General features: G+C 65.4%; 22 protein-coding genes and 2 pseudogenes. 8 read left to right on the top strand and 16 right to left on the bottom strand.

The window, feature by feature from the left end; genetic code table 11:
• Positions 1-4: 4 nt before the first annotated feature.
• Positions 5-1,393 carry an L-serine ammonia-lyase gene (locus E1J61_RS02145; RefSeq protein WP_133092538.1) on the bottom strand — a complete coding sequence of 463 codons (1,389 nt, stop codon included), beginning with the start codon at positions 1,391-1,393 and terminating at the stop codon, positions 5-7.
• 378 nt (positions 1,394-1,771) lie between these two features.
• Here E1J61_RS02145 and E1J61_RS02150 point away from each other — a divergent pair, with 378 nt between their 5' ends.
• Both E1J61_RS02150 and E1J61_RS02155 read left to right on the top strand, forming a co-directional pair.
• Entirely contained in the window at positions 1,772-2,893 is a 1,122-nt protein-coding gene (locus tag E1J61_RS02150) for a GlxA family transcriptional regulator (protein WP_243736726.1), read from the top strand.
• Positions 2,894-3,008: 115 nt separating this feature from the next.
• Complete coding sequence (locus tag E1J61_RS02155) at positions 3,009-4,115, top strand: S-(hydroxymethyl)glutathione dehydrogenase/class III alcohol dehydrogenase (protein WP_133092539.1); 1,107 nt, start codon at positions 3,009-3,011, stop codon at positions 4,113-4,115.
• A gap of 6 nt (positions 4,116-4,121) precedes the next feature.
• On the opposite strand, the gene E1J61_RS02160 is transcribed toward E1J61_RS02155, so the two are convergent.
• The gene (locus E1J61_RS02160; RefSeq protein WP_133092540.1) at positions 4,122-5,120 is read right to left on the bottom strand and encodes a GlxA family transcriptional regulator; all 999 of its coding nucleotides are present in this window, start codon (positions 5,118-5,120) and stop codon (positions 4,122-4,124) included.
• A 186-nt stretch (positions 5,121-5,306) separates the two neighbouring features.
• On the opposite strand from E1J61_RS02160, the gene E1J61_RS02165 reads away from it, so the two are divergent.
• Positions 5,307-8,777: an adenylate/guanylate cyclase domain-containing protein gene (locus E1J61_RS02165; protein WP_133092541.1), complete on the top strand. Its 3,471-nt coding sequence runs from the start codon at positions 5,307-5,309 to the stop codon at positions 8,775-8,777.
• 50 nt (positions 8,778-8,827) lie between these two features.
• Here the strand turns inward: E1J61_RS02165 and gcvT are convergent, their stop codons facing one another.
• Positions 8,828-9,964 (bottom strand): glycine cleavage system aminomethyltransferase GcvT, encoded by a 1,137-nt coding sequence (gene gcvT, locus E1J61_RS02170; RefSeq protein WP_133092962.1) that lies wholly within the window; start codon positions 9,962-9,964, stop codon positions 8,828-8,830.
• 356 nt (positions 9,965-10,320) lie between these two features.
• On the opposite strand from gcvT, the pseudogene E1J61_RS02175 reads away from it, so the two are divergent.
• Positions 10,321-10,578, top strand: a pseudogene (locus E1J61_RS02175) (nitroreductase family protein); the annotation flags it as partial.
• A 233-nt stretch (positions 10,579-10,811) separates the two neighbouring features.
• Here E1J61_RS02175 and E1J61_RS02180 read toward each other — a convergent pair.
• From E1J61_RS02180 to E1J61_RS02190, 3 genes are all read right to left on the bottom strand, one after another.
• Positions 10,812-12,203 carry a type II toxin-antitoxin system HipA family toxin gene (locus E1J61_RS02180; protein WP_133092542.1) on the bottom strand — a complete coding sequence of 464 codons (1,392 nt, stop codon included), beginning with the start codon at positions 12,201-12,203 and terminating at the stop codon, positions 10,812-10,814.
• 9 nt (positions 12,204-12,212) lie between these two features.
• Positions 12,213-12,554, bottom strand: a complete 342-nt coding sequence (locus tag E1J61_RS02185) for a helix-turn-helix transcriptional regulator (protein WP_022540384.1) — start codon at positions 12,552-12,554, stop codon at positions 12,213-12,215.
• Between the two features lie 100 nt (positions 12,555-12,654).
• Positions 12,655-12,837: a hypothetical protein gene (locus E1J61_RS02190; RefSeq protein ID WP_133092544.1), complete on the bottom strand. Its 183-nt coding sequence runs from the start codon at positions 12,835-12,837 to the stop codon at positions 12,655-12,657.
• 14 nt (positions 12,838-12,851) lie between these two features.
• Between E1J61_RS02190 and E1J61_RS02195 the strand changes: the two are divergent.
• A pseudogene (locus E1J61_RS02195) lies at positions 12,852-13,355 on the top strand (tyrosine-type recombinase/integrase); the annotation flags it as partial.
• A gap of 230 nt (positions 13,356-13,585) precedes the next feature.
• Here the strand turns inward: E1J61_RS02195 and E1J61_RS02200 are convergent.
• The 10 genes from E1J61_RS02200 to E1J61_RS37780 form a co-directional block, all read right to left on the bottom strand.
• Positions 13,586-14,407: an IclR family transcriptional regulator gene (locus E1J61_RS02200; protein WP_133092545.1), complete on the bottom strand. Its 822-nt coding sequence runs from the start codon at positions 14,405-14,407 to the stop codon at positions 13,586-13,588.
• 43 nt (positions 14,408-14,450) lie between these two features.
• Positions 14,451-15,293: an IclR family transcriptional regulator gene (locus tag E1J61_RS02205; RefSeq protein WP_133092546.1), complete on the bottom strand. Its 843-nt coding sequence runs from the start codon at positions 15,291-15,293 to the stop codon at positions 14,451-14,453.
• Between the two features lie 154 nt (positions 15,294-15,447).
• Positions 15,448-15,840 (bottom strand): cupin domain-containing protein, encoded by a 393-nt coding sequence (locus tag E1J61_RS02210; protein ID WP_243736727.1) that lies wholly within the window; start codon positions 15,838-15,840, stop codon positions 15,448-15,450.
• A 189-nt stretch (positions 15,841-16,029) separates the two neighbouring features.
• Positions 16,030-16,611 (bottom strand): tripartite tricarboxylate transporter substrate binding protein, encoded by a 582-nt coding sequence (locus tag E1J61_RS38025; RefSeq protein WP_243736728.1) that lies wholly within the window; start codon positions 16,609-16,611, stop codon positions 16,030-16,032.
• Positions 16,605-16,988, bottom strand: a complete 384-nt coding sequence (locus E1J61_RS38030; RefSeq protein ID WP_243736729.1) for a tripartite tricarboxylate transporter substrate binding protein — start codon at positions 16,986-16,988, stop codon at positions 16,605-16,607. Before E1J61_RS38030 ends, E1J61_RS38025 begins: the two co-directional genes overlap by 7 nt.
• A 37-nt stretch (positions 16,989-17,025) precedes the next feature.
• On the bottom strand, positions 17,026-17,985 hold the full coding sequence (locus tag E1J61_RS02220; protein ID WP_243736730.1) for a tripartite tricarboxylate transporter substrate-binding protein: 960 nt from the start codon (positions 17,983-17,985) through the stop codon (positions 17,026-17,028).
• A 20-nt stretch (positions 17,986-18,005) separates the two neighbouring features.
• Positions 18,006-18,584: a DUF2889 domain-containing protein gene (locus E1J61_RS02225; protein ID WP_133092547.1), complete on the bottom strand. Its 579-nt coding sequence runs from the start codon at positions 18,582-18,584 to the stop codon at positions 18,006-18,008.
• 32 nt (positions 18,585-18,616) lie between these two features.
• Positions 18,617-19,300 (bottom strand): MmgE/PrpD family protein, encoded by a 684-nt coding sequence (locus tag E1J61_RS38035; RefSeq protein WP_243736731.1) that lies wholly within the window; start codon positions 19,298-19,300, stop codon positions 18,617-18,619.
• Between the two features lie 90 nt (positions 19,301-19,390).
• Positions 19,391-20,005, bottom strand: coding sequence for an MmgE/PrpD family protein (locus E1J61_RS38040; RefSeq protein ID WP_243736732.1), 615 nt, complete (start codon positions 20,003-20,005; stop codon positions 19,391-19,393).
• A gap of 285 nt (positions 20,006-20,290) precedes the next feature.
• Positions 20,291-20,773 (bottom strand): hypothetical protein, encoded by a 483-nt coding sequence (locus E1J61_RS37780; RefSeq protein ID WP_207951168.1) that lies wholly within the window; start codon positions 20,771-20,773, stop codon positions 20,291-20,293.
• A gap of 225 nt (positions 20,774-20,998) precedes the next feature.
• On the opposite strand from E1J61_RS37780, the gene E1J61_RS02240 reads away from it, so the two are divergent.
• The 3 genes from E1J61_RS02240 to E1J61_RS02250 all read left to right on the top strand — a co-directional run bounded on the left by E1J61_RS02240 (position 20,999) and on the right by E1J61_RS02250 (position 23,074).
• Positions 20,999-21,226, top strand: coding sequence for a LysR substrate-binding domain-containing protein (locus tag E1J61_RS02240; protein ID WP_243736733.1), 228 nt, complete (start codon positions 20,999-21,001; stop codon positions 21,224-21,226).
• 177 nt (positions 21,227-21,403) lie between these two features.
• A complete protein-coding gene (locus E1J61_RS02245) occupies positions 21,404-22,840 on the top strand; it encodes an amidase (RefSeq protein ID WP_165971404.1) in 1,437 nt (478 codons plus the stop codon).
• Between the two features lie 21 nt (positions 22,841-22,861).
• The gene (locus tag E1J61_RS02250; RefSeq protein ID WP_133092550.1) at positions 22,862-23,074 is read left to right on the top strand and encodes a hypothetical protein; all 213 of its coding nucleotides are present in this window, start codon (positions 22,862-22,864) and stop codon (positions 23,072-23,074) included.
• Positions 23,075-23,221 lie beyond the last annotated feature (147 nt).

Raw genomic sequence — 23,221 nt, forward strand, 5'->3', positions numbered from 1 at the left:
CCCCTTAGCATTCAATGACGTTCACGGCCAGTCCGCCGCGCGACGTCTCCTTGTATTTCGTCTTCATGTCGGCGCCGGTCTCGCGCATGGTCTTGATCACCGAGTCGAGCGACACGTAATGCTGGCCGTCGCCCTTGAGGGCCATGCGCGAGGCGTTGAGCGCCTTGATCGCTCCCATCGCGTTGCGCTCGATGCAGGGAATCTGCACCAGCCCGCCGACCGGGTCGCAGGTCATGCCCAGGTTGTGCTCCATGCCGATCTCGGCGGCGTTCTCGACCTGGTCGGGCGTGCCGCCCATCACCGCGGCAAGCGCGGCCGCGGCCATCGAGCACGCCACGCCGACCTCTCCCTGGCAGCCGACCTCGGCGCCCGAGATCGACGCGGTTTCCTTGTAGATCATGCCGATCGCGGCGGCCGTCAGCAGGAAGTCGACGATGCCATCGTCGTTCGAACCGGGCACGAACTTCACGTAGTAGTGGAGCACCGCCGGGATCACACCGGCTGCGCCGTTGGTCGGCGCGGTGACGACGCGGCCGCCCGCGGCGTTCTCTTCATTGACCGCCATCGCGTACAGGTTGACCCAGTCGAGCATCGACAGCGGATCGCGCAGCGATTCCTCGGAGCGCGTGCGCAGCCGGTGATTGAGCTCCGCCGCGCGCCGCTTCACCCGCATCGGGCCGGGCAGCTCGCCCTCGACCTTGCAGCCACGCTCGACGCAGGCGGCCATGGTGTGCCAGATCGCCAGCAACCCGGCGCGCACGTCTTCGGCAGGGCGCAGCGCGCATTCATTGCGAAAGATCAGCTCGGCGATCGACAGCCCGCTGTCGCGGCACGCCTGCATCAGCTCGGCGCCGGTGCGGAACGGGTATGGCACCTCCGCCGCCGCGCGCACGCCGTTCACGCGGTCGCCGTCGCGGTTGACGACGAAGCCGCCGCCGATCGAGTAATACTCCTTCTCGACCAGCAACTGCCCCTGCTCGTCGAACGCCTGGAAGCGCATGCCGTTGGGGTGCACGACGCTGCCCGTGCCGCTCATCATGCGGCGGTAGAAGCCGAGGTGCTCCTTTTCATCGAAGCCGATCCCGTGCTTGCCGAGCAGCAGCATGCGCTTGTCCTTGCGGAGCATCGCCAGCCGCGGCTCGATCAGGTCGGGGTCGATCCGGTCGGGCAACCATCCTTCCAGGCCTAGCAACACCGCCTTGTCGGTGCCATGGCCCTTGCCGGTCGCGCCGAGCGAGCCATACAATTCCGCGCGGACGCGGCGGACAAAGCCGAGCAGGTTCGCATCCTCGAGGTGGGATACGAAGCGGCATGCGGCGATCATCGGGCCGACCGTATGCGAACTCGATGGTCCGATGCCGATCTTGAACAGGTCGAAAACGCTGACATTCATCTGACTGCCTCTCTGCTCGTGCTGGGTTGCTGTCGTTGGAAGCCAGTACATCAGAGCGCCGGATTTGCAGATAGAACAAAACCGGCATCGGCGTGGGATGCCGGCGCCAGCCACCGCCCGTCCGGACCCGGATTTCGCTTTGGCGATGATTCGCGTCGGAATTGCGCAAGTCCGCGACGGGTGGATCGGCGAATCTGGCAGCGACGGAATGCGTCGTGCGAGCGGGCGCAAAACGGGGGCGAGCGGAGCGGCGGGAGGCTGAATGGATGCAGTGCGCATCACCAGATTCACCGAGCCGAAGGCGCCCTCCCCTGCCAGTCGACTTCGGGGTAACCCGGATGCGCCCGCCCATGCGAGCCTGTCAAGATGGATGCCGCCATGACACCAGACGTTCCCGTTTCCCCTGTTGCCGAGCCGGCGCCACGGCGTATCCGCTTCGGCATTGTGCTGCTGCCGAACTTCACGTTGACCGCGTTTTCTGGCTTCGTCGACATGCTGCGGCTGTCGGCGGACGATGGCGACTACAGCAAGCCGGTGCGCTGCGTGTGGAGCGTGGTCAGCAACACCCTCGCGCCGGTGCGCGCGAGCTGTGGGATCCAGGTCGCGCCCTGGGAGACCTTTGACCAGGCAGAGCCGTTCGACTACGTGGTGGTCGTCGGCGGACTGCTCCATTCCGGGCCGCAGGCCGGCCCCGAGACGCTCGACTTCATCCGCCGCGCGGCGGGCGGCGGCGCCACCATCGTCGGCATCTGCACCGGAGTCTTTTCCCTGATGCGCGCCGGCGTGCTCGATGGCCACCGGGCGTGCGTCAGCTGGTTCCACTACTGGGACTTCATCGAGCGCTTCCCGTCGGTCGATCCGGACCTGCTGGTCGCCGACCGGCTGTTCGTGATCGACCGCCGGCGCATCACGTGCTCGGGCGGGCGCGCGTCGATCGACGTCGCCGCCGCGATCCTGCTGCGCCACTTCGACCATGCCACCGTGCAGAAGGCGCTGCGGATCCTGCTGGTCGGCGAGATGCAGAAAGGCAATGCGCCGCAGCCGCATCCGCCGGGCCTGGAACCGGCGACGCACCCAAAGGTCAAGCGCGCGATCCTGCTGATGGAGCAGCACGTCGGGCGCGCACTGCCGCTCGAGGCGCTCGCATGCAAGCTCGACCTGTCGGCACGGCAGCTGGAGCGCCTGTTCAAGGCCGAGACCGGCAAGAGCCCGCAGGCATTCGCCAAGCACGTGCGGCTGCGCACGGCTGCGTGGCTCCTGACCAGCTCGGACCGTGGCGTCGCTGACATCGCGCTGAGCTGTGGCTTTGCCGATGCCTCGCATCTCGGCCGCGAATTCCGCAAGCAATACGGCGTGCCGCCCGCGACCTACCGCGACAAGGGGGCGGCTACCGCCGAATCCACGCTGGCCGAAGCTGATGGCGACGCGCTTTGCGCGCTCGGTGAAGGCGGAAGTGAGGGCGAAGCCGAAAGCGCAAGCGCAAGCGCAAGCCAGTTTTGATTGCGGCCATCGGCCAACTTAGATCCGTTTTCGGACAAATGCATGGCGCCCGGCCCATCACCATCGCCCATCCCCCTATAGTCTGGCGCCACGAACCAACCGACAGAACCGACCAATGAAAACACGCGCAGCAGTTGCCTGGGGTGCGGGAAAGCCGCTAACGATCGAAGACGTGGACCTGGACGGCCCGCGCGCCGGTGAAGTGCTGGTGGAAGTGAAGGCCACCGGCATCTGCCATACCGATTACTACACACTGTCGGGCGCCGATCCCGAAGGCATTTTCCCGGCGATCCTGGGCCATGAAGGCGCCGGCATCGTCACCGACGTCGGCCCCGGCGTGACCTCGCTCAAGCCCGGCGACCACGTGATTCCGCTGTACACGCCGGAATGCCGCCAGTGCAAGTTCTGCCTGTCGCGCAAGACCAACCTGTGCCAGGCGATCCGCGCCACGCAGGGCAAGGGCCTGATGCCGGACGGCACCTCGCGCTTCTCGCTCGACGGCAAGCCGATCTTCCACTACATGGGCACCTCGACCTTCGCCAACCACATCGTGGTGCCGGAGATCGCGCTCGCCAAGATCCGTCCCGATGCGCCGTTCGACAAGGTCTGCTACATCGGCTGCGGCGTGACCACCGGCGTGGGCGCGGTGCTGTTCACCGCCAAGGTCGAAGCCGGCGCCAACGTGGTGGTGTTCGGCCTCGGTGGCATCGGCCTGAACGTGATCCAGGCGGCGAAGATGGTCGGTGCCGACAAGATCATCGGCGTGGACCTGAACCCGGCGCGCGAAGCCATGGCGCGCAAGTTCGGCATGACGCATTTCATCAACCCGAAGCAGGTCGAAAACGTGGTCGACCACATCATCCAGCTGACGGATGGTGGCGCGGACTACTCGTTCGAATGCATCGGCAATACGCAGGTCATGCGCCAGGCGCTGGAGTGCTGCCACAAGGGCTGGGGCAAGTCGATCATCATCGGCGTGGCCGAGGCCGGCGCCGAGATCTCGACGCGTCCGTTCCAGCTGGTGACCGGGCGCGAGTGGAAGGGCTCGGCCTTCGGCGGCGCACGCGGCCGCACCGACGTGCCCAAGATCGTCGACTGGTACATGGAAGGCAAGCTCAATATCGACGACCTGATCACGCACACGCTGCCGCTGGAGCGCATCAACGAAGGCTTCGACCTGATGAAGCGCGGCGAGTCGATCCGCTCGGTGGTGCTGTACTGAGCCTGGTCAGGCGACTCCGGCGGCCTGGTCGACACCGGTGCTGGCGAAGCGCTCGCGATAGGCGCCGGGGGTCACGTTGAGGCGGCGCTGGAACGCCTGCCGGAGCCGCGCCTCCGATCCAAACCCGCACTCTACCGCGATCCACTTCAGCGGTTGCTCGCCGCTTTCGAGCAGCCGCCGCGCCGCGTCAAGCCGGGTCTGCTCGACGTAGGCCGACGGTGTGTGCCCGGTCTCCTTCTGGAACACCCGGGAAAAATTGCGCTCGCTCATCGCAAAGCGCGCTGCCAGCGCCTTGACCGAGAGGTCAGCCTTTGGCGTGCGATGAATATGGTCCTGGATATCGCGCACCCTCGGATGCACAGTCATCTGGCTGAGCAGGTGTTCGCTGAACTGCGACTGCCCGCCCGGCCGCTTCAGGTACACAACAAGATCCCGCGCCACCGACAGCGCGATGTCGCGCCCCAGGTCCTCCTCCACCATGGCGAGCACCAGGTCGAACACGGCGGTCACGCCGGCCGACGTCCAGATATGCGCGTCGCGCACGAAGATGGCATCGGCATCCACCTCGATCCCGGGATACCGCTGCCGCATGAGTTCCGCCACGCTCCAGTGCGTGGCCGCGCGCCGGCCGCTGAGCAGGCCCGCCTCGGCGAGGAAGAAGCTGCCCGAGCACAGGCCGACGATGGTCTGGATCCGGTTGGCCCGCGTGCGGCACCAGTCGACGATGTCGTCGCACGCCGCCAGGACATTGAGGATGTCCCGCGCGCCGACCACCACCACCACGTCGGCGGGCGTCAGGCCGGCGAGCGCGTGCGTGGCATCGAGGGCAACCAACGTATCGGAGCGGATCGCGCCGGCCTGCGGCGCGACGATGCGCAGCGCATATTTCGGCTCGCAGCCGAGCTGCTGCAGGCGGGTGTTGGCATAGTCGAAGACATTGATGGCGCCGACGGCTTCGATGGCCTTGAATCCGGGATAGATGACGATGTCTACAGTAGTTCTCATTGCGCGCAGCGTCGCGGTACGGCGCAGTCAGGGCAGTCAGTGCACGTTTGTCGAACGGCGATTCTATCCAATCATCGCCCGGGGCCACGTGCAGCGTGGCGCACCCTGCCCCGTTCGACGGGGCCGGCATGCCTTGCTATGATCAGATCGTTGACGGTCGCCGGGCCATCCAGAGGGGCAAGCCCCATGCGCTGCGCAAGCTGCGGTTTCGAGAATCCCGCAGGCGCCAAGTTTTGCGAGGAATGCGGCGCCAGGCAGACGCGTGTCTGCCCGGCCTGCGGACAGGAAGCGGCCGCAAGCGCCAAGTTCTGCAGCGAATGCGGCGCGCCGCTGAGCGTTCCTGCCGGCATTCCCGCCGCTGCGCCGGTCGGCCCCCAGGCAGGCACAACGTCGCCGGGCCTGGCGCCCACAACTCCGATCGACTACACCCCGCCCTACCTTGCCGAGCGCATCCGCGCGGCGCGGGCCGAGATGGAGGCCCGTGGCGTGGCGGACGGCGAGCGCAAGATGGTCACCGCGCTGTTCGCCGACATGGCGGGCTCGACCGCACTGATGCATGACCTCGATCCCGAAGATGCACGCCGCCTGATCGACCCGGTGCTGGCGCTGATGATGGAGGCCGTGCATCACTATGAGGGCTATGTGGCCAAGTCGATGGGCGATGGCATCCTGGCGCTGTTCGGCGCGCCCATTGCCAACGAAGACCATCCGCAGCGTGCGCTGCTGGCGGCGCTGCGCATGCAGGTTGCCATGCGCCATTACGCCGACGGCGTGCGCCTGGCACAGGGCATCGCGCTGCAGATCCGTGTCGGCATCAACTCCGGCGAAGTGGTGGTGCGCACCATTCGCATCCATGACCTGCACACCGACTACGACCCGGTGGGCAATTCGATCAATATTGCCTCGCGCATGGAAAATATCGCAGTGCCCGGCTCGATCGTCGCCAGCGAATACACGCGTAACCTGACCGAGGGCTATTTCGCCTTCAAGGCCCTCGGTGCAACGCCGATCAAGGGCTTGCCCGAGCCGCTCGCGGTCTTCGAGGTGCTAAGCCCGGGCCCGCTGCGCACGCGCCTGCAGGTGTCGGCCAGCCGCGGCCTGGCCCGCTTTGTCGGCCGCGTCCGCGAACTCGAGCAGTTGCACGAGGCGCGCGCGCGGGCACGGGCGGGACATGGGGAGATCGTCGCGGTGGTCGGCGAGCCAGGCGTGGGTAAGTCGCGGCTGTGCCACGAGTTCAAGCTGCTCGCGCCGCGCGACGCCCTGGTGCTGGAGACCTTCTCGGTCTCGCACGGCAAGGCCTACCCCTATCTGCCGCTGATAGAGCTGCTGCGCAACTACTGCCAGATCACGGCGCACGACGACGAGCGCCGGCGGCGTGAAAAGCTGACCGGCAAGCTGCTGACACTGGACCGTTCGCTGGAAGACAGCCTGCCGTATTTGTGCCACCTGCTGGGCGCCGCAGAGCCCGACCTGGCGCTGGCAAAGATGGACACGCAGATCCGCCAGCAGCGCACCTTCGAGGCGTTCAAGCGCCTGCTGGTGCGCGAGAGCCTGGCCCAGCCGCTGGAGCTGATCATCGAGGACCTGCAGTGGCTGGACGACGAGACCGAGGCATTTATCGGCTTTCTCGCAGAGGCGGTGGCCAACGCCCGCATCCTGCTGCTGGTCAATTTCCGGCCTGAATACCGGCACGACTGGAGCCGCAAGACCGACTACACCCAGCTTCGACTCGATCCGCTGGGTGACGCCGAAGCCCGCGAACTGCTGCGCGCACTGCTGGGCGATGCGCCCGGACTGGCCCGGCTCGAGCAGCTGGTGCTGAAGCAGACCGAAGGCAATCCCTTCTTCATCGAAGAGGTGGTGCAGGACATGGTTGAAGGGCACGTCCTGAGCGGCGAGCGCGGACATTACCGCCTGGAGCAGATCCCTGCCAAGCTGCACATTCCCGCCACCGTGCAGGGCGTACTCGCCGCCCGCATCGATCGCCTGCACCCGGCCGAGAAAGCACTGCTGCAGACGCTGGCGGTGATCGGCAAGGTCTTTCCGTGGAGCCTTTTGTCGCGCGTGGTCGAACTGCCCGAGGACAACACCAGGAGCCTGCTGGCGCGTCTGCAAGCCGGGGAATTCATCTATGAACAGCCAGCCTTTCCGGAGGTGGAATACAGCTTCAAGCACGCTCTGACCCAGGAGGTGACCTACGGCTCGCTGCTGAGCGAGCGACGGCGCGCCCTGCATGAATGCACCGGGCAAGCGCTCGAGGACTTGTACAAGGCCCAACTCGAGGAACACTGCAGCGAGCTGGCCTATCACTTCAGCCGCAGCGGCAACACGCCGAAAGCAGTGGAATACCTGCACCGCGCCGGACGCCAGGCGGTGCAGCGCTCGGCCGACGCCGAGGCGGTCACCCATCTCACCACGGCGCTGAACTTGCTCGCCACGCTGCCCGAAACCCCGGAGCGAGCGCGGCAGGAACTCGCGCTGCAGCTCGCGCTTGGCCCGGCCTGGATGGCCACAAAGGGCTTTGCCGCTCCCGAAGTGGAAGCCACTTATGCGCGCGCGCTGGCACTGTGCCGGCAACTCGGCGAGACGGTCGAGTTGTTTACTTCGCTGATGGGCCTGCGCACGTTCCATACCGTCCGCGCCGAATTGCGCACCGCGCGCGAGCTGGCAGGGCAGTTACTGGACCTTGCCGAGACAGCCCAGGATCCTGACCTGCTGATCCAGGCGCGCCGCGCGTTAGGCGCCAACTTGTTCTACCTGGGCGAACTGGTCCCGGCCCGCGAGCGGCTGGAACAAGCCATGGCGCTCTACGACCCGCGGCAACACCAGTCGCACGCCTTCCTCTATGGCCTGGAACCCGGCGTTCAGGGCCTGGCGCTGATTGCCATGGACCTGTGGCTGCTCGGCTATCCGGACCAGGCGTGCACGCGCAGCCAGGAAGCGCTTGCGCTGGCGCAGACGCCGCTGCATCCGTCGGACTCGGCAGATGCCCTGATCTCCGCCGCAGAAGTCCGGCTGCTGCGCCGCGAAGTGCAGCCGGCCCACGACCTCGCGCAGGCGCTCGTTGCCCTCTCAACCGACCATGGCCTGCCGTACGGGCTGGCGGCCGGGACCATCCTCTCGGGCTGGGCGCTGGCCGCCGGGGGACGGGCGGCAGAGGGCCTGGAACTGATGCGCAACGGCCTCAGCGCATACCGCGCTACCGGCGCCGAGCTGCTGCGCACCCATTTCCTGGGACTGCTGGCCGAGACCTGTGCCAGGGCGGGACAGGTCGATGACGGACTCGCCGCGGTGGCCGAGGCACTGGCGGGAGTGGAGCGGACCGGTGAACGCGTGCATGAGGCCGAACTGCATCGGCTCAAGGGAGAGCTGACACTGCTTGCAGCCGGCCGCGCGGACGCGGCCAATCATGCCGACCATGCCGCGCGAGAAGCCGAGGCCTGCTATCTGCGGGCGCTCGAAATTGCGCGTCGCCAGAGGGCCCGGTCGCCGGAGCTGCGTGCCGCGGTGGCGCTGAGCCGGTTGTGGCTGCGCCAAGGCCGGCATGCGCAGGCCCTGCCGTTGCTGTCCGCAAGCTACGGCGTCTTCAGCGAAGGCTTCGATACCATGGACCTCCGGGAAGCGAGCGCATTGCTTGAAGAACTCGGCCAACCGTAACCCTATCGCCCGCCGGATCGCCGCGCCGCGGCCATCGCCCTGCCGCAGGGTCAGCTTCCGCTACGCACGAATGGCGTGCGCACGACTTTCGCGGCTATTTTGTTCCTGTAGACCTCCACATTGACGTGCGAGCCGATCCTGATCTCGGGCACGACACGCGCCAACGCGATAGCGATCCGCAGCGTCGGACTATAGGTTGCGCTGGTGACCGTGCCAATCACCGCGCCCCCCTCGTCTGTCACAGCGCTATGCGCCGGCGGGACAGCGGCACTGCCTTCCAGGGCAAGTCCAACGAACTGCTGCGTCTGGCGACGGGCACACACGGCTGACTTGCCGAAGAAATCCCGGTCTGAATCAAGATCAACACTCCAGCCCAGACCGGCATCGAGTGGCGAGGTTTGGTGATCCATGTCCTTCCCGTTTCGATGTATGCCTGCCTCGAGCCGAAGCGTATCCCATGCTTCATGGCCCACTGGATCGATGCCTGCCGACCGCAACATGTCCCAAATTCGGCCAGCATGCCTTGCCAGCGGCAGCAATTCGAAACCATCCTCCCCGGTCTTCCCGGTTCTCGCCACCATCAACTCCCCGAATTCCGGGTCGTGCACGATGGTCGAGTTGAACGGCTTCAGTTTTTCGGCTAGGCGGGTGGCTGGAATCGCCCGGAATACTTTTTCCCGCGCTTTCGGGCCTTGCACTGCGATGACCGCTAATGGCTCAACCTCCTCCGTTACCCAATCCTGTCGTCGCGGGACCACGGTCACTTGGCTTTTCACCTCGTTGATCGTTGACCGGATCCACTCGATGTCACCTGCGGCCGTGTGCGCGTTCAGGACAGCGCGGAAATGCTGCTCCCCCAGGTAGTAAACAAAGAGGTCATCGATCACCCCGCCAGACATGTTGAGCATGCAGCTATACAGCGCCTTTCCCGGCGTCTTCAGCTTTCCGACGTCGTTTGCCAAGAGCCTGCCAAGTACCATTCGTACATCGAGCCCATGCAGATCGACTACGCACATATGTGACATGTCGAACATACCGGCATCTTCGCGCACGGTGTGGTGCTCTTCGATCTGAGATCCATAGGCAACAGGGAGCTTCCAGCCATCGACGTCGCCTATGCGAGCGCGAAGGAGACGGTGATGGTCATACAGTGGAGTCTGCTGCCAATGCGGGAAACCTTTGGTCATCGCTTTGATTCGGTAGGCAATTGGGTTGTTGGCACGGGAATCGGCCATGGTCCGTCGGTCAACGCACCAGATGTCATGCATTGTGTTGCGTTAGCGCGCGCCGTTGCCCACCAGTACATCAAATCGTTGGAATAGCTGATAGAACGAAAGCGGCATTCACATCGGACGCCCCCGCCAGACGAAGGGCTATTGTCGTCATTTGTTGAAGAACGTTATTCGTGCGAGCGGCGCTCATCGTTCATGGGAGCATAGCTTTTTCGGCTCAACATTCATGCGAGCATAGCTTTTTCAATGCGAAACAATGTCCCGGTGGGGCAGTGCGTGCGCTCTTCGAAGCAGCTGACTGAAATTGCCAATCTTGCGCCATCCAGAACCTCTGGCTTGCCGCGCGCGCCGAAGGAATCGGCGTGGGCTGGGTTTCCTTGTTCGACCCTGAACAGCTTGGCCGGCTGCTGCGGCTGCCTCCCGGTGCCCGGCCAGTGGCTGTGCTGTGCGTCGGCCAGGTCGACACCTTCTATGAGAAGCCGATGCTGGAACAGGAAGGCTGGGCCAGACGGCAATCCCTGGACGAGATGGTGTTCGAGAATGGCTGGACCAACCCTTCCGGACAATGACCTGATGCACTAAGGGCCGTTTCACCTGAATCTGGCTGCGGGCCTGGAAGACAGCATCGTTCGAATCTTGAACGCCGAGAACATCACCGCAGGTAGTCGCCGGCCGGGGCCGAATCAGGACATCGACCAGCCAACGGCCATCGGCTGGGGTTCAAGATCCAGCGCCTGGCCTGCAGCCCCGTGTGACTGCCAACCCTGCAACTGGAAACGGCGAGGATCTCCTCGCCGTTTTTCTATGCTGCCTTGGCTTCCGCGCCGCGCCGGATGTCCTTCTCCAGCGCCGGACTCACAATGTCCGAGAGGCTTCGGACGGCCTGCTCGAGCGTGCGGATCAGATCCGGGGTGGCTCCCAGGCCTTCATAGATGTTCTTCCAGCCCCGCACTGCACCCCATACCCGGCGAATCACGTCGAGCGCCGTAGGCCGGTCCGCCACGAAGGCAGAGAACTCGCTCATCGCATTGTCGAGGGTTGCAAGCTTCCCCTGCTTGCCCACGCTTAGGTGCAGGCGGCGCTCCATGGAGACGGACGCCCGCGGCACGACGTCGTACAGCGGGCTCAGGCGCCAGCCCTGCAGCTGCGTGTCGTAGGCAAACGCGTGGTTGCGCAGGTGGTCATCGTCGTTGGTCAGGAAGATGTTGAGCACCATGCGGGCAAACAGCTCCTCGTTGTCGGCTTTCACGCACGACGCCACGACCTGCTCGCGAATCGTCTGGGCCAGATCCTTGTAGCCCTTGGCCATCGACTCCATCTCCGGGCATCCCATCAGGGTCAAGGCGCTGACTTGCGCAATGCGGCCCTCGGTATAGCCGGGCATGGGCTCGGTGTCGTAGCCGCGCGCCATGGCCGAGAGCGGTTGCCCGGCCGGGGCCCAGTATCGGTCGAACCGACGGATCATCAGCACCGGCTTGCCCCCGACCTCGATCACCTTCACCGGCGGAACGGAAAGCCCGGCGGCCCGCGCGATCTCCAGGGCGCCGGCCTCGAGGACTGCCATGTTGAGCGTGTCGGTCTTGGACGGGAACTTGGCCAGCCACAAGACGCTGTCGGCCTCCCGCACGGAAGCTTTCGGGCGCGCGCCGCCGGCCGACGGCACGCCGCCGAGGTATGGCAGCAGGTTCGCTGGAATGGGCTCGCCGTTCTCGACCGCGTCAGCCACTTGCAAAAGGTATGGCAGATCGATCAGACCCCCGGCCCCCTTGTGAGCGGGGCTCTTGGTGTCCTCCCGCACGTCCAGCGCACCAACGCGGTCGCTGCCGGCCTCCAGCAGGTAGGTGAATTCGTCGAGCGAGTTCGGCGCGGCATTGAGCCCGGCCTCGATGACGCGGCGGCCCCAGGCATCGGGCGCAGCATCGCGGATCCCCCCAAATTCGTTCACCTCGGGCAGCGGGTACCACACCGTGCCGGGCTCCGCCAGCCGCGCCTGCGCCAAGGTGAGCGCCCGAGGGTCTACTTCGATGGCGTTCGGCCGCTGCAGGTAACGCGTGCCATAGGCAAAGCTGACGGTTTCCCGACCCGCGGAAGTCTCGCGACTGAGCAGACCTGCGGGCACAAAGTGATGCCCTTCCGCCTGATCGGCGATGTGGGCGAATACCGCTACCTTGTTGGGAGCGCGACGAGGGGCCAAGGCTTTTCCTTAGAAATCGAGTTCACGCAGTTCCGCCTTGCTTGCGGAGCGAATGCGCTGTGGCAGCTTGCGCGCATGCAAGGCGATCAATGCCGGCACATCCCCTGCAAGGAGCGCCTGCAGGGTGACTTCCGGCGCCAGGGCATGAACATAGCGCAGGATCTGCGTAAGAGTCCGTCCCGGATCACCTTTTTCGATCAGGATCGCTGTTCCCCGGGAGACCCCGGCGCGCGCTGCTACATCCGCCTGGCGTAGCCTCAGGCCTTGGCGCAGCTGGGTGATACGCGCACCGAGCTGCTCGGCTTCAGTGAACCGGGAAAGGGGCAGAAGTGGAGATTCGTCTCGTTTCATGATGTCCGTAATCCTGAACTATAAGACGATTTAGGTCTATGATTACGAACATGGTAGCGCTGGTGGCGCTGGTGGTCAAGACCGTTAGATGTTTCCAAAGTTAGACTGTATCCAGCTTAAAGTCTATGATTGAAAGCATTTTGGATCGTTTCGATCCTTCCACCTCGCTCAGCTTGACGGATATGACGCGAAAGGCATAAGCCGCCTCATCGAGTTGGCCCCGGTGAAGGCTTCCTGAACGGCGCTTGCCGAGGAAGTCATGCAGGGCGTTGAAGATGGCCATGCTCTTGCCTGCTGCTTGTGCCGGCGACCGACGAGTTGATCGCCGAACTGACGCGCTACCGCCGCGCCCACGAGTTGCCACCTACCCCGCAGTTCGGGGAGACGCGTCCACTGGTGCTGCCGGTGATCGGCAGCGAAGAACGCGAGAAACCGGTGTCACGCGGCGCGCTGCACCTGATCCTGAAAGAGGTGTTCGGCATGGCCGCGGTGCGCCTGCGGGGCCGCGGGCCGGAATGGGAAGCGCAAGCCACGATGCTGAACAGCGCCTCGGCGCACTGGCTGCGCCACACCGCTGGCTCGCACATGACCGACCAGCAGGTCGACCTGCGCTATGTGTGCGACAACTTCGGGCACAGCTCGCTGTCGACGACGAGCGGCTACCTGCATAGCGAAGAGGATGCGCGCCATGAGGCTACGCAGGAGCGGCACCGGATCGGTGGACCAATAAGTCGTAGGCACGCCAGCAGGCGGGCATTTCCACACGGATCGAGGGCCGCATCCGAGAATGGCGCATCATGATCGCCCCACTCATTCAGCCAAGTTTATTGGCCCCTGATTGATACCCTTGCCGTTGACGCAAGGGTGGAACCTCCGCGACCCGCACGAAATCTCGTCGGTCGAGCGCCCATCGGTGCCATGCCGCGCTACGACAGGTCACTCTCTTTGCAAGAGCTTCCAATTTCACAATCGGGACCGGCTTTCAGGTGCTACGTTTTCGGCCCCTCCACCCGGGAGTGTTACGGCCGGCGCTAGTCAGTCCATCCGTGGCCTGTTTGGACGGTTGCGAAAGGCGTGTCGGGCGTCTTTGCATCGCGAAGTAATATCGTCAGTTCCATTGCGGCGGCTTTGAGTTCCGAGACAATACGCTGCCTGATGTCTTCGATATCCGGATTCGGCTCGACCGCGCCGCAACTTAACGTCATCCGCACTGACGAGCGTCCCACGAATACTGGGAGTGCCACGCCGTACGAGTCGCGCTGATACTCATTCAGCGACATGCACGCGCCTGTGGTCTGCAGTTCTTCGAATGCAGTGTCAATGCCCTTGATCATGCCCTCTGTTTGCGCACCTGCTGCCTGCATGATCGAGGCGATGTACTCGCTGCGTGCCGCCGCAGGCAGCGCCCACAGCCATGCCCGCCCTGTCGCCGTCAGCCCCATTGGCACCAGCGAGCCGACGCCGCGCCGCAGCGTGACGATCCGCGCGCTGCTCCGATAGGCGATATAGAGCATGTCCAAGCCATTGGGCACCGATAACGCAACGCAAACGTTGAGCCGGTCGGCCAGTTGTTGCATGAAGGGATGGGCCAGTCGCGTGACCGGATTGGTTTCAAGGTAGGTTTGGCCGATGCCGAGCGCATCGCTGCTCAGCTCAAGCTGCCTCCTGCCGGGGACGCGGCGAAGGAAACCCAGGCGCACCAGTGTCATGGTGAGGCGGGATACCGTCGATCTCGGCAGCCCCGTACGGCGAACGAGCTCGCTATTGGTCAGTGGCGCCCGCTCTGCCCGAAAGGCCCGCAGAACGCAGAGGCCACGCTCCAGCGTCGTCGTGACATCCGTGGATTGACGCATTGCTGCTCCTGATATCGGGAAGTTTGGACGTGGCAACCCGTACTCAGCCGTGAACGCCCAGTTGCGCCTGAAGCGCTTGCACCGCGCCTGCGAGCCTGGGCCCCAGTTCCCGCTCTGCCCTGGCACGGGTGATGTCGGCACTGCAGCCGATACAGGCCAGCACCAATGGCGTGCCGTACGGAATACGGATCGGTGCCGCAACGCAAGTCAGCGCCGGTTCCCACTCGCCCTGCGACATGCAGAATCCAAGCTCACGTACCTGCGAAATGCCTGCCGCCATCCGGCGGCGCAACTCTGGCCAGTCGCACCCTGCCTTCCGTTCCACGTTGTGCTCCAGGAAATAGCGCTCCCGCTCCGGAAGCGTGGCCAGCAACGCCCAACCCATCCCTGACGATGCAATACCGAGCCGCGTCCCGGCACGCAGTGGCGCATCGAACTTCGGCCGACCGCTTACACGTGTTTCGAGCACCATGACGTCAAGTCGGTCCCGTATGCCGAGCACTACGCAGACATCGCCGCAGCCGGTCAGCGACTGCATCCCGGCACGCGCCAAACGCTGTAGCCCGGGGTCGGCAATGGACGCGTGGCCAAGGGTCAGGGACGCCGACGCCAACCGATACCGGCGATGCTTCCGGTCATGGCACACGTAACCCAACTCCACCAGCGAATGCAGCAGCCGCGAGACGGTAGCCGCGGGCAGCCCGGTTTCCAGCGCGATATCGTAGTTGCGCACCCACGTCTGGCGCGGATCAAAGGCCGCCAGCACGGCCAGGCCGCGGGCGAGTGGCTCGACCACCATGCGATCTGGGGCGATGTCCTTTCCCGGCGTTGGCAGCGCTGGCACGGATGAGTGTGGCGCCGGCATGGCGCGACCGGAGATCAGCAAGGGAGTCTCCTTGTGTCTGGACCATTGCAGGTTAGGAACGCCATCCCGTTCCGGTCAATGAACACATCGATGTTGTCCCGTACTTTGGAATACGCCCGCACACGCTTCTCCTTCCTTTCTTGGATGGTTCAGCGCGTAACGCCCTTGCGATTCGCTAGGCAGCGCACAGCCGGTGCCTCAACGCGCCACCTCCGAACGCTCCTGTTGGAGAACGTTGCGATAGTGCGTCGCCGCCGCCGTTGTGGACGGCAATGCCGTCGCGGGCCACTGCCTCCATGATGGCCGTGGAGTCTTGCGGGGCCAGGGCCAGATCCGTTGACAGCGCAATGCGGCGCCCCCTGTTCAGCAGGAAGCAGTCGCCTTCTTCAAAGCGGATCGGCTGGTCCACGCCATCAACCATTCCCCAGCATGCGCCTTGCAGGACGGCGGCGAACTTGATGCCGTCGTAAGGTGGGAAGGAGAAGGACCACGCCCCGGCGGCGTCGAGCCCCGCGTAGAACTGGTTGCGCGGCTTCAGGAGCGACAGAACATCCGAAAGCGTGTCCATGGGGCGGGGGTCGCATGGCCGGGACTGCAGCGGTCTAGGCAGACTGATGCCTGCGCCGGCGCAGGTCAATCACGCACTATGAGGGTTCCGTACATCCGAACGCCGGCGGGGCATTGCGTGCACGGTTATCCCAGGTGGCGTACAGATCCGGCTCGGTTGGGTTGCAGCCCGCGAACCCGACACACCGCCTCAGGCGCGCGTCAGTTGCACCAGCCGGCGCCACTTTTCCGCTTCGGCGGACAGCCCCGCCTGAACCGTGGCGGCGGACTGGAAGTCCGGATCTAGCGACTGGGCCGCGCAGAACGCCTTGAACTCCGGCGACGCGGCAATGACCCGGAACGCTTCGGAAAGCTTGCCCACGATGGCCGCAGTTGTCCCTTTTGGCACGAATGCCCACACCGGTGACACGATGTCGTAGCCGTCGACGCCAGCAGCCTGGTTCATCGTCGGCGCATCGGGCATCACCGCCGAGCGCCGGACGCTGGTGACCGCCAGCACGCGCAGCTTGCCGGCCTTGATCAGGGGCAACGCCGCCGGCCCGGAGAATGCGAGCTGCACCTGCCCGTTGGCTGTTTCGATCATCGCCAGCGACCCGTTCTTATACGGGACGTGGTTCAGCCTGATACCGGCTGCGGCATTCAGCAACGCCCCGCACATATGCGAAGGCGTGCCCTCACCCGCCGAGGCGTAGGTCACCGAACCGGGCTGCTGCTTCTCCGCTGCAATGACGTCGCGTACCGTCTTGAGCGGCGAATCGGCTGCGGTCACCATGACGAGTGCGGTGCTGGCAAGCCTACAACGGGCTCAAAGTCGGTGAGCGCGTCGTAGGGAGTCTTTTCCATCCATGGGTTCGTGAAATGGCTGGAAAAGGTAAACAGCAAGGTATACCCGTCGGGCGGCGACTTTGCGACCACGTCCGTGCCGACGACACCGCCTGCACCCGGCCGGTTTTCGACCACCGCCGCGCCGATCCACAGCTTGTTGAGCGAGGCCGACACCTGGCGCGCCACCAGATCCGTGGCCGCGCCCGGCGCGACCGGGACGACAAAGCGAATGGGGCGTGCCGGGTAGGCCTGGGCGAAGGCTCGCATTGCGCATAGCGACCCGAATGCCGGGAGTGCGATCAGCAAGGAACGGCGGGACAGCATCTGTGGTCTCCTAATGTCTTCTGGTTGACAGTTGTTCTTATTGCTTGGCGCCGAGTGCCGTCTTCCAGAAGTGCACCATCTCACCGACTTCGCGATTGGCCTCCTCCAGCGTGGTCGGCGCGGGCTGCAATGCCATCTGGCCGATCTTCTCCTGCACCGTCGGATCAGCGAGCGCCTTGCGCAGCGCGGCATTGAACGCCTGCGCAAGGGCCGGCGGATATCCCTTGGGCGCGAAGAAGCCCAGGAAGGTATGGAAGCCAAGGCCCTCGACACCGAGTTCCTTGAAGGTTGGAACGTCGGGCAGCAAGGGCCGCTCGGTGCCAGAGACCGCGATCACCCTCGCCTTGCCGGACCGGTGCGCGGCTATGGCTTCGGGCATGCCGGTCAGGCCGGCGGGAACCTGCCCGGCCAAGACGTTCTGCAGGACCGGCGCCGATCCCTGGTATGGCACCTGAACCATCTCGACCCCCGCGGATCTGCCAATCGCATTGCCGATCACGCTGGGGGCGCCTCCCGCCAACGGCACGCCATAGGAGCGGAGCATGGGGTCCCGCCTGACGGCCGCCAGGTAGCCCTTGAAGTCGCTGTGGGCAGCATTGGGCGGGATCATAAGTGTCCAGAACGTGCGTACGGCCTGACCGAGCGCCACGAAATCGTTGGTCACGTCATAGCGAACACCGGGCACGGTTAGCGGCACAATGATGAGCGAATGGTCGACCGCGAACAGCACAGTGCTCCCGTCCGGCGGCGCATTCTTGACCACTTGCGTGCCGACCTGCCCGCTGGCTCCGGGGCGGTTCTCCACAATCACGGTCTGCCCCAGTTCCCTGGACAGGCCGGGGATCAGCAGCCTGGCAACGATATCGGTGCCGCCGCCCGGGGCTTGCGGCACCACGATCTTGACAGGCGCCTTGAAAGACTGCGCGCCGCCCAGCCCCGGGGCGAGGCAGCACAGGACCATGGCTGCCGATAACAACAAGTTTCCGATTTGACTCATGGGATCTACCCCAGTGATGGTTAACTCTTGGCCGGCCGGTGAAAGGCCGGCCAGAGCTGCTGGACCAGTTCGCGCGAAGCGCCGTAGGCGTAGCAGCTATCGATCTTGCGCGGCTTGCCACTGGCGTCGGTGGCATCGCGCAGCAGATGCGCCCGCTGCGGGTTGACGGCCTGGATGGCCGCCGTCGCCAGCGGCATCAGGATCTCGCGGAGATGGGTGCAGGTGTCTCCCGAGGGCAGGCGCTTGCGCACCTCGCCGCTCCAGTCGGCGCCGATGCGTAACCCCACCAGCGCCTGCAGCGACTCGCCGCCGCCGGGACACTCGCGGTACGGATACGCGCGGATAAAGGTGCTGACCGCGTGGACGACCATGTCGAGGTCGAACACGACGCGCAAGCCGATGTCGTGGATGAAATCGTTCGCCGTCACCACACGCACGCCGCTCGGCGGCGTGAAGTCTTGCGGCTTCTGGTCGGTCAGATGGCCTTCGACTTCAAACAGGCCGTCGCTGCGCCGAAAGCCCTGGAACTCGATGCGCCGGACATGCAGTGGCTCGCGGGTGATTTCTCCTGCTACCATGGCCGGTTGCTCGGTCGTCATGTTCTTTACTCCTTGCCCGATTCCGCCACGCACTATGCACGCGCCAGTGCCTGCGCCAGCGCGCGGGCGCCCTGCGCTTCGTCCCACAGCAACCCGGCCAGCGTCTTGCCGACCGGCGTTGCCTTGTTCTTCGGGGCCAGCCCGTCGCCCTTGGCAATGATCTGCTCGATAGTCAATGGTTTGGCTGGCGTGCCCACGCTGTCCACCACCACGCTGGAGCGCGTGGTGCCATCCTGCAAGTCAATCCGCGCGCCGGTGGCAAACCGTGACGGGTAGTACTGCATCAGGGTCTCGCTGAGTTCAAAGCGCACCCTCTGCGCGATGCGGCGGATGCTGGGGTCGTCAAGGAATGCGTCGCCATAGGCGTCGTAGCGATAAGGTCCGTAGCTCAGCGTGGCGCCCACGATGTAGGGGCAGCTGTACTGCGCGGCCATGGTGGAAGTCGGCTGCGCCAGCATGTGCTGGTCGGCGATGAGCTGCGGGCCGCTGATAACGATCTCTCGGATTGCGGAGGTCGGCATGTGGAAATTGTCGGTCAGCTGCGCCAACGCATCGATGGTCGAATGAAACAGGCGGCAGCATGCATACGGCTTCAGGCTGATGGCGTGGATCTGGAGCCTGTCGGACAGCACGACCTCCCGCAGCGGGCCGCCGAAGAGCGCGGCGAGACCATAGGTCCCTTCGATGGCCAGCACCGGTGCGGTGACAGCGTCCATGAGCGCGAACTCCGCGGCCAACACGCCGTTACGAGCCGCAAACCCGGAGTGCACCCGCTTGACCTCCCCGCCGGACGCCTCCGCCGAGAATTACATCGAACCGCTGGCTTGCGACAGGGCGTGGCCCCACGCGCGAACCAGCAGTTCGGGTGCGACTGGCATGCCACGCTGGTACGCGTGCAACGCCACGCACGCGACCGCGGCACCAAAGGTGCCGAAGATCGCCGTAGGATGAAACCCCCGGTGCACGGTTTCCAGGCCACCGGCTGCCATGCCCACCAGCGCCATGGCCTCATAGCCGGCGGCGACGGCACCGAACAGGCCCGCCTGCGAGGCATCGGTGGCGGCGGCCACGGCCAGCGCTGCGGGAATGATGGCGGCGCCGGGATGGCTCAGGGTTTCGTTGTGGGTGTCGTCCAGCTCGTAGCTGTGAGACGCGGTGCCATGCACCAGCGCTGCAACGGAAGCGTCCGCGGTCCAGTCGCCCCCGAGCACGGGACTCGTGCCGGTGCCCGCGAAGCGGCCCGTCCACTGCGCGATCTGGCCGGTCCAGGGCCGGGTACTGCCCCACAGGGACACCACGAAGTTGTCCAGGAACAAGCGGCGCAACGCTTCCATGTCGGCCGCGTCAAGCTGCGCATTCGCCACTCGGGCGACATGCCGGGCGATGGTTGCGGTGGCTCCTGCTGATAGGGTGGCCGGCACACGGTCTCCGGAACCACTGTGGGGCTGCATCATCTGTCTCCTTGCGACTGGGTCAGTTGATGCCAGAGTGGTCCCGGCACCAGTGCAAGTCAATGCAACCGGAAAAAGCTCCCGCCTGTCGGAATGTGGCCGGCTCTCAGAGGTTCTCCTTGTAGAACGGCCCGAGCTTTGCCATTGCCTGTTCAACACATTCCGTGTCTGTCGTACAGGTCGTAATGGCTTGCCCCTTCCACGACAAACAGGCTCTTCCGCTTGGAACGCGCACGGGCGAACAGGTCGTAGCCATCACGCAGCGAGCCGAAAGCCCCCGGGCTTGCTGCCCACCACGATCTGAAGCGGCTGGGTCAGCAGGTGTTCCGCCAGGTGGAAGGCATCGAAACCCACTGCCGCCTGCAGCCCGGAGAAGCGCAGCTTGTTGGGAGAGCCGGGCTGCTGCCCGCGCGGCGTGGTGTAGTACTCGACCGCCTCGACGATATCGATGTCGGTGATCCCGGCCTTCTCCCTTTCCGCCACCGAGGCGGGGATATAGGTGACGATCGCCGGCTCGGCGCCGCGGGCCTCGGCGGTGCGTTGCCTGCCAATCGCTTCCAGCGTCTTCAGCGCCGCATCCGGGGACAGGTCGCCTTCGCGCATGACGTAGTTGGCCGCCACCACCGTGCCCACCGCCTTGATGCGGCGCTCGGTCATCGCGGCATTGACCGCGTACCCGCCACCGCCGCAAATCCCCAGCACGCCGATACGCGCTTCATCCACATAGCCCAGCGTCACCAGGGTAGTCCACCGCGCAGCGGAAATCCTCGACGCGGGTGGCCGGGTCTTCGAGGTAGCGGGGCTCGCCGCCACTCGCGCCCTGGTGCGAGGCGTCGAACGCCAGCACAACGTAACCCAGCGCGGCCAGCTTTTCGGCATAGATCGCTGCGGTCTGCTCCTTGCAGCTGCTGATCGGGTGGGCGCACAGGATGGCGGGGTACTGCTTTTGTTGACGGGCCGATCGTGCTCAACAGCATCGCGCCCATACGCGATGCCGCCGCGGCAGGCCTCGGGCTGGCCTTCCTGCCGCAGGCATACGTCAGCGAACAGGTCGCATCGGGGCATCTCATCCAGGTCCTGGGCGACTGGCGCAAGACATTCGAGGGCTACCACCTGTACTACGCCAACCGGCGCCACGCCTCGTCGGCATTCTCGCTGCTGGTCGAGGCGCTGCGGTACCGGAAGGCGTAGGCGACGCTCCCGCCGGGCAGGTCTGAGCCGTCCTTTTTGATGTACGGGACGCTCTGTGAGGCTGAATTGACGGATGGGCGGCCGATGCCAAAACTGCCCATCGTCACCTGTAGCGCCAGGCGTGGCTGTCCTCGGCACGCGCGGCGGTACATTCACCTTGCCCCGGGGAGGAAGGACTTGGCTGATCCACTCGAAGTCTGTGCTGACCACGCCCATCACATCGACCAGGGCGACCTCACTGCCCTGACCATCGCCGAGCTGGGCGCACGGCTGCGGCAAGGCACCCTGTCTCCGGTCGCGATCGTCGAAGCCTGCCTCGACCGGATCGAGGCACTCGACACACGACTGCACGCCTTTGTCACCGTGACGGCCGACCAGGCCCGCGCGGCCGCGCGCGCCGCGGAGCGTCGCATCCGCAACGGCGGCTATCGCAGTGGCATGGACGGCATCCCCTTCGCCATCAAGGACAACATCGATACCGCAGGGATCCGCACGACATCGAATTCGCGGCTGCTGCAGGACCATGTGCCACAAGAGAACGCCCACGTGGTCTCCCTGCTGGAACAGGCAGGCGCCATCGTCATCGGCAAGGTGGCCACATGGGAGTTCGCGCAAGGCGGCCCGTGCTGGGACCTGCCCTGGCCTCCCCCGCGCAATCCATGGAACGTGGCGCACCTGGCGGGCGGCTCGTCGGCGGGCTCGGGTGCAGCCGTGGCGGCGCGCCAGGTCCCCGCGGCGCTGGGTACGGATACAGGCGGCTCGCTGCGCTATCCCGCCGCGGTGTGTGGCATCGTCGCGCTCAAGCCAACCTACGGCCGCACCAGCCGGCGCGGATTGCATCCCAACACGTTTTCGCTCGATCACTGCGGCCCGATGGCGCGCACCGTGGAAGACTGCGCCCTGCTACTAGGCGCCATGGCCGGCCACGACCCGCGCGATCCGGCCAGCATCGACGAACCGGTGCCGGACTATCGTGGCGCACTGACCGGGGATATCAGCGGATTGCGCATCGGTCTCGTGCGCCACTGGTATGCCGGCGTGGCCACGCCCGAGGTCGAGGCGGCCATGCAAGGCGCGGTCCGGACGCTGGAGCGCCTGGGCGCACACGTCGAAGAAGTGCGGCTCGATGCATTGCAGGACTACATCGACTGCAAGACGATCATTGGCCTGAGCGAGCTCTACGCCGTGCACGAGGGCGACCTGAAGCGCCAGCCGCATCGGTTCGGCCGCCCGTTCCGCAAAAGCATCATTGCCGGCGCACTGCTGCGCGCTGAGGACTACGTCCAGGCGCTGCGCTGGCGCACCGAACTGGTCACGCGCATGTTCGCGAAGTTCCGCCAGGTAGACCTGCTGCTGACAGCCGGCTGGATGCAGGAAGCCGAGCCGTACGACCCGGCGGCAGGCAGCCGCTTCGCGCACCGGCCACCCATCACCATGCCCTTCAGCCTGGCTGGCAATCCGGTACTGAGCGTCCCCTGCGGCTACACCGCGGCCGGGCTGCCGCTGGGATTGCAGCTCGCGGCCAGGCCGTTTGACGAAGCCACCCTGCTTCGCGCAGGCGATGCCTTCGAGCGTCACCACGGCATGCGCGGCTTTACTCCCCCAACCCTTTGAAACGGCCTGGCGCCTGCGAATATGACCCACGCTCTGCTGACCCGTGACGAGATTGCCGTCCTCGCCAAAGCCGCCGGGCTTCCTCTTGACCCCGGATGCTTCGACGAGCTGGTCGAGGCATATCAGGCCATCGAACCGGCGCTGGCGCGCCTGCGCCGCGACCGGCCGCGTGCCGACGAGCCGGCACACGTCTACGACCCCAGGAACTTCATGCCAGGCCCCTCTCGCGACTGAGGGACCGCCGGCTTCGACCGATACGAATCGCTGCTTCGAAAAAGGCCAGTTGGCCAGACTGCGACCCGTCACTACCCTTGCAGCGGACGTTTCAGGTCCCGCCCGGGGGGCTCAACGTAGCACTCATAACAATGCAGAGAGGAGACA

It is taken from the genome of Cupriavidus sp. L7L, assembly GCF_004353535.1.
In the GTDB taxonomy this organism is placed as follows: Bacteria; Pseudomonadota; Gammaproteobacteria; order Burkholderiales; family Burkholderiaceae; genus Cupriavidus; species Cupriavidus oxalaticus_A.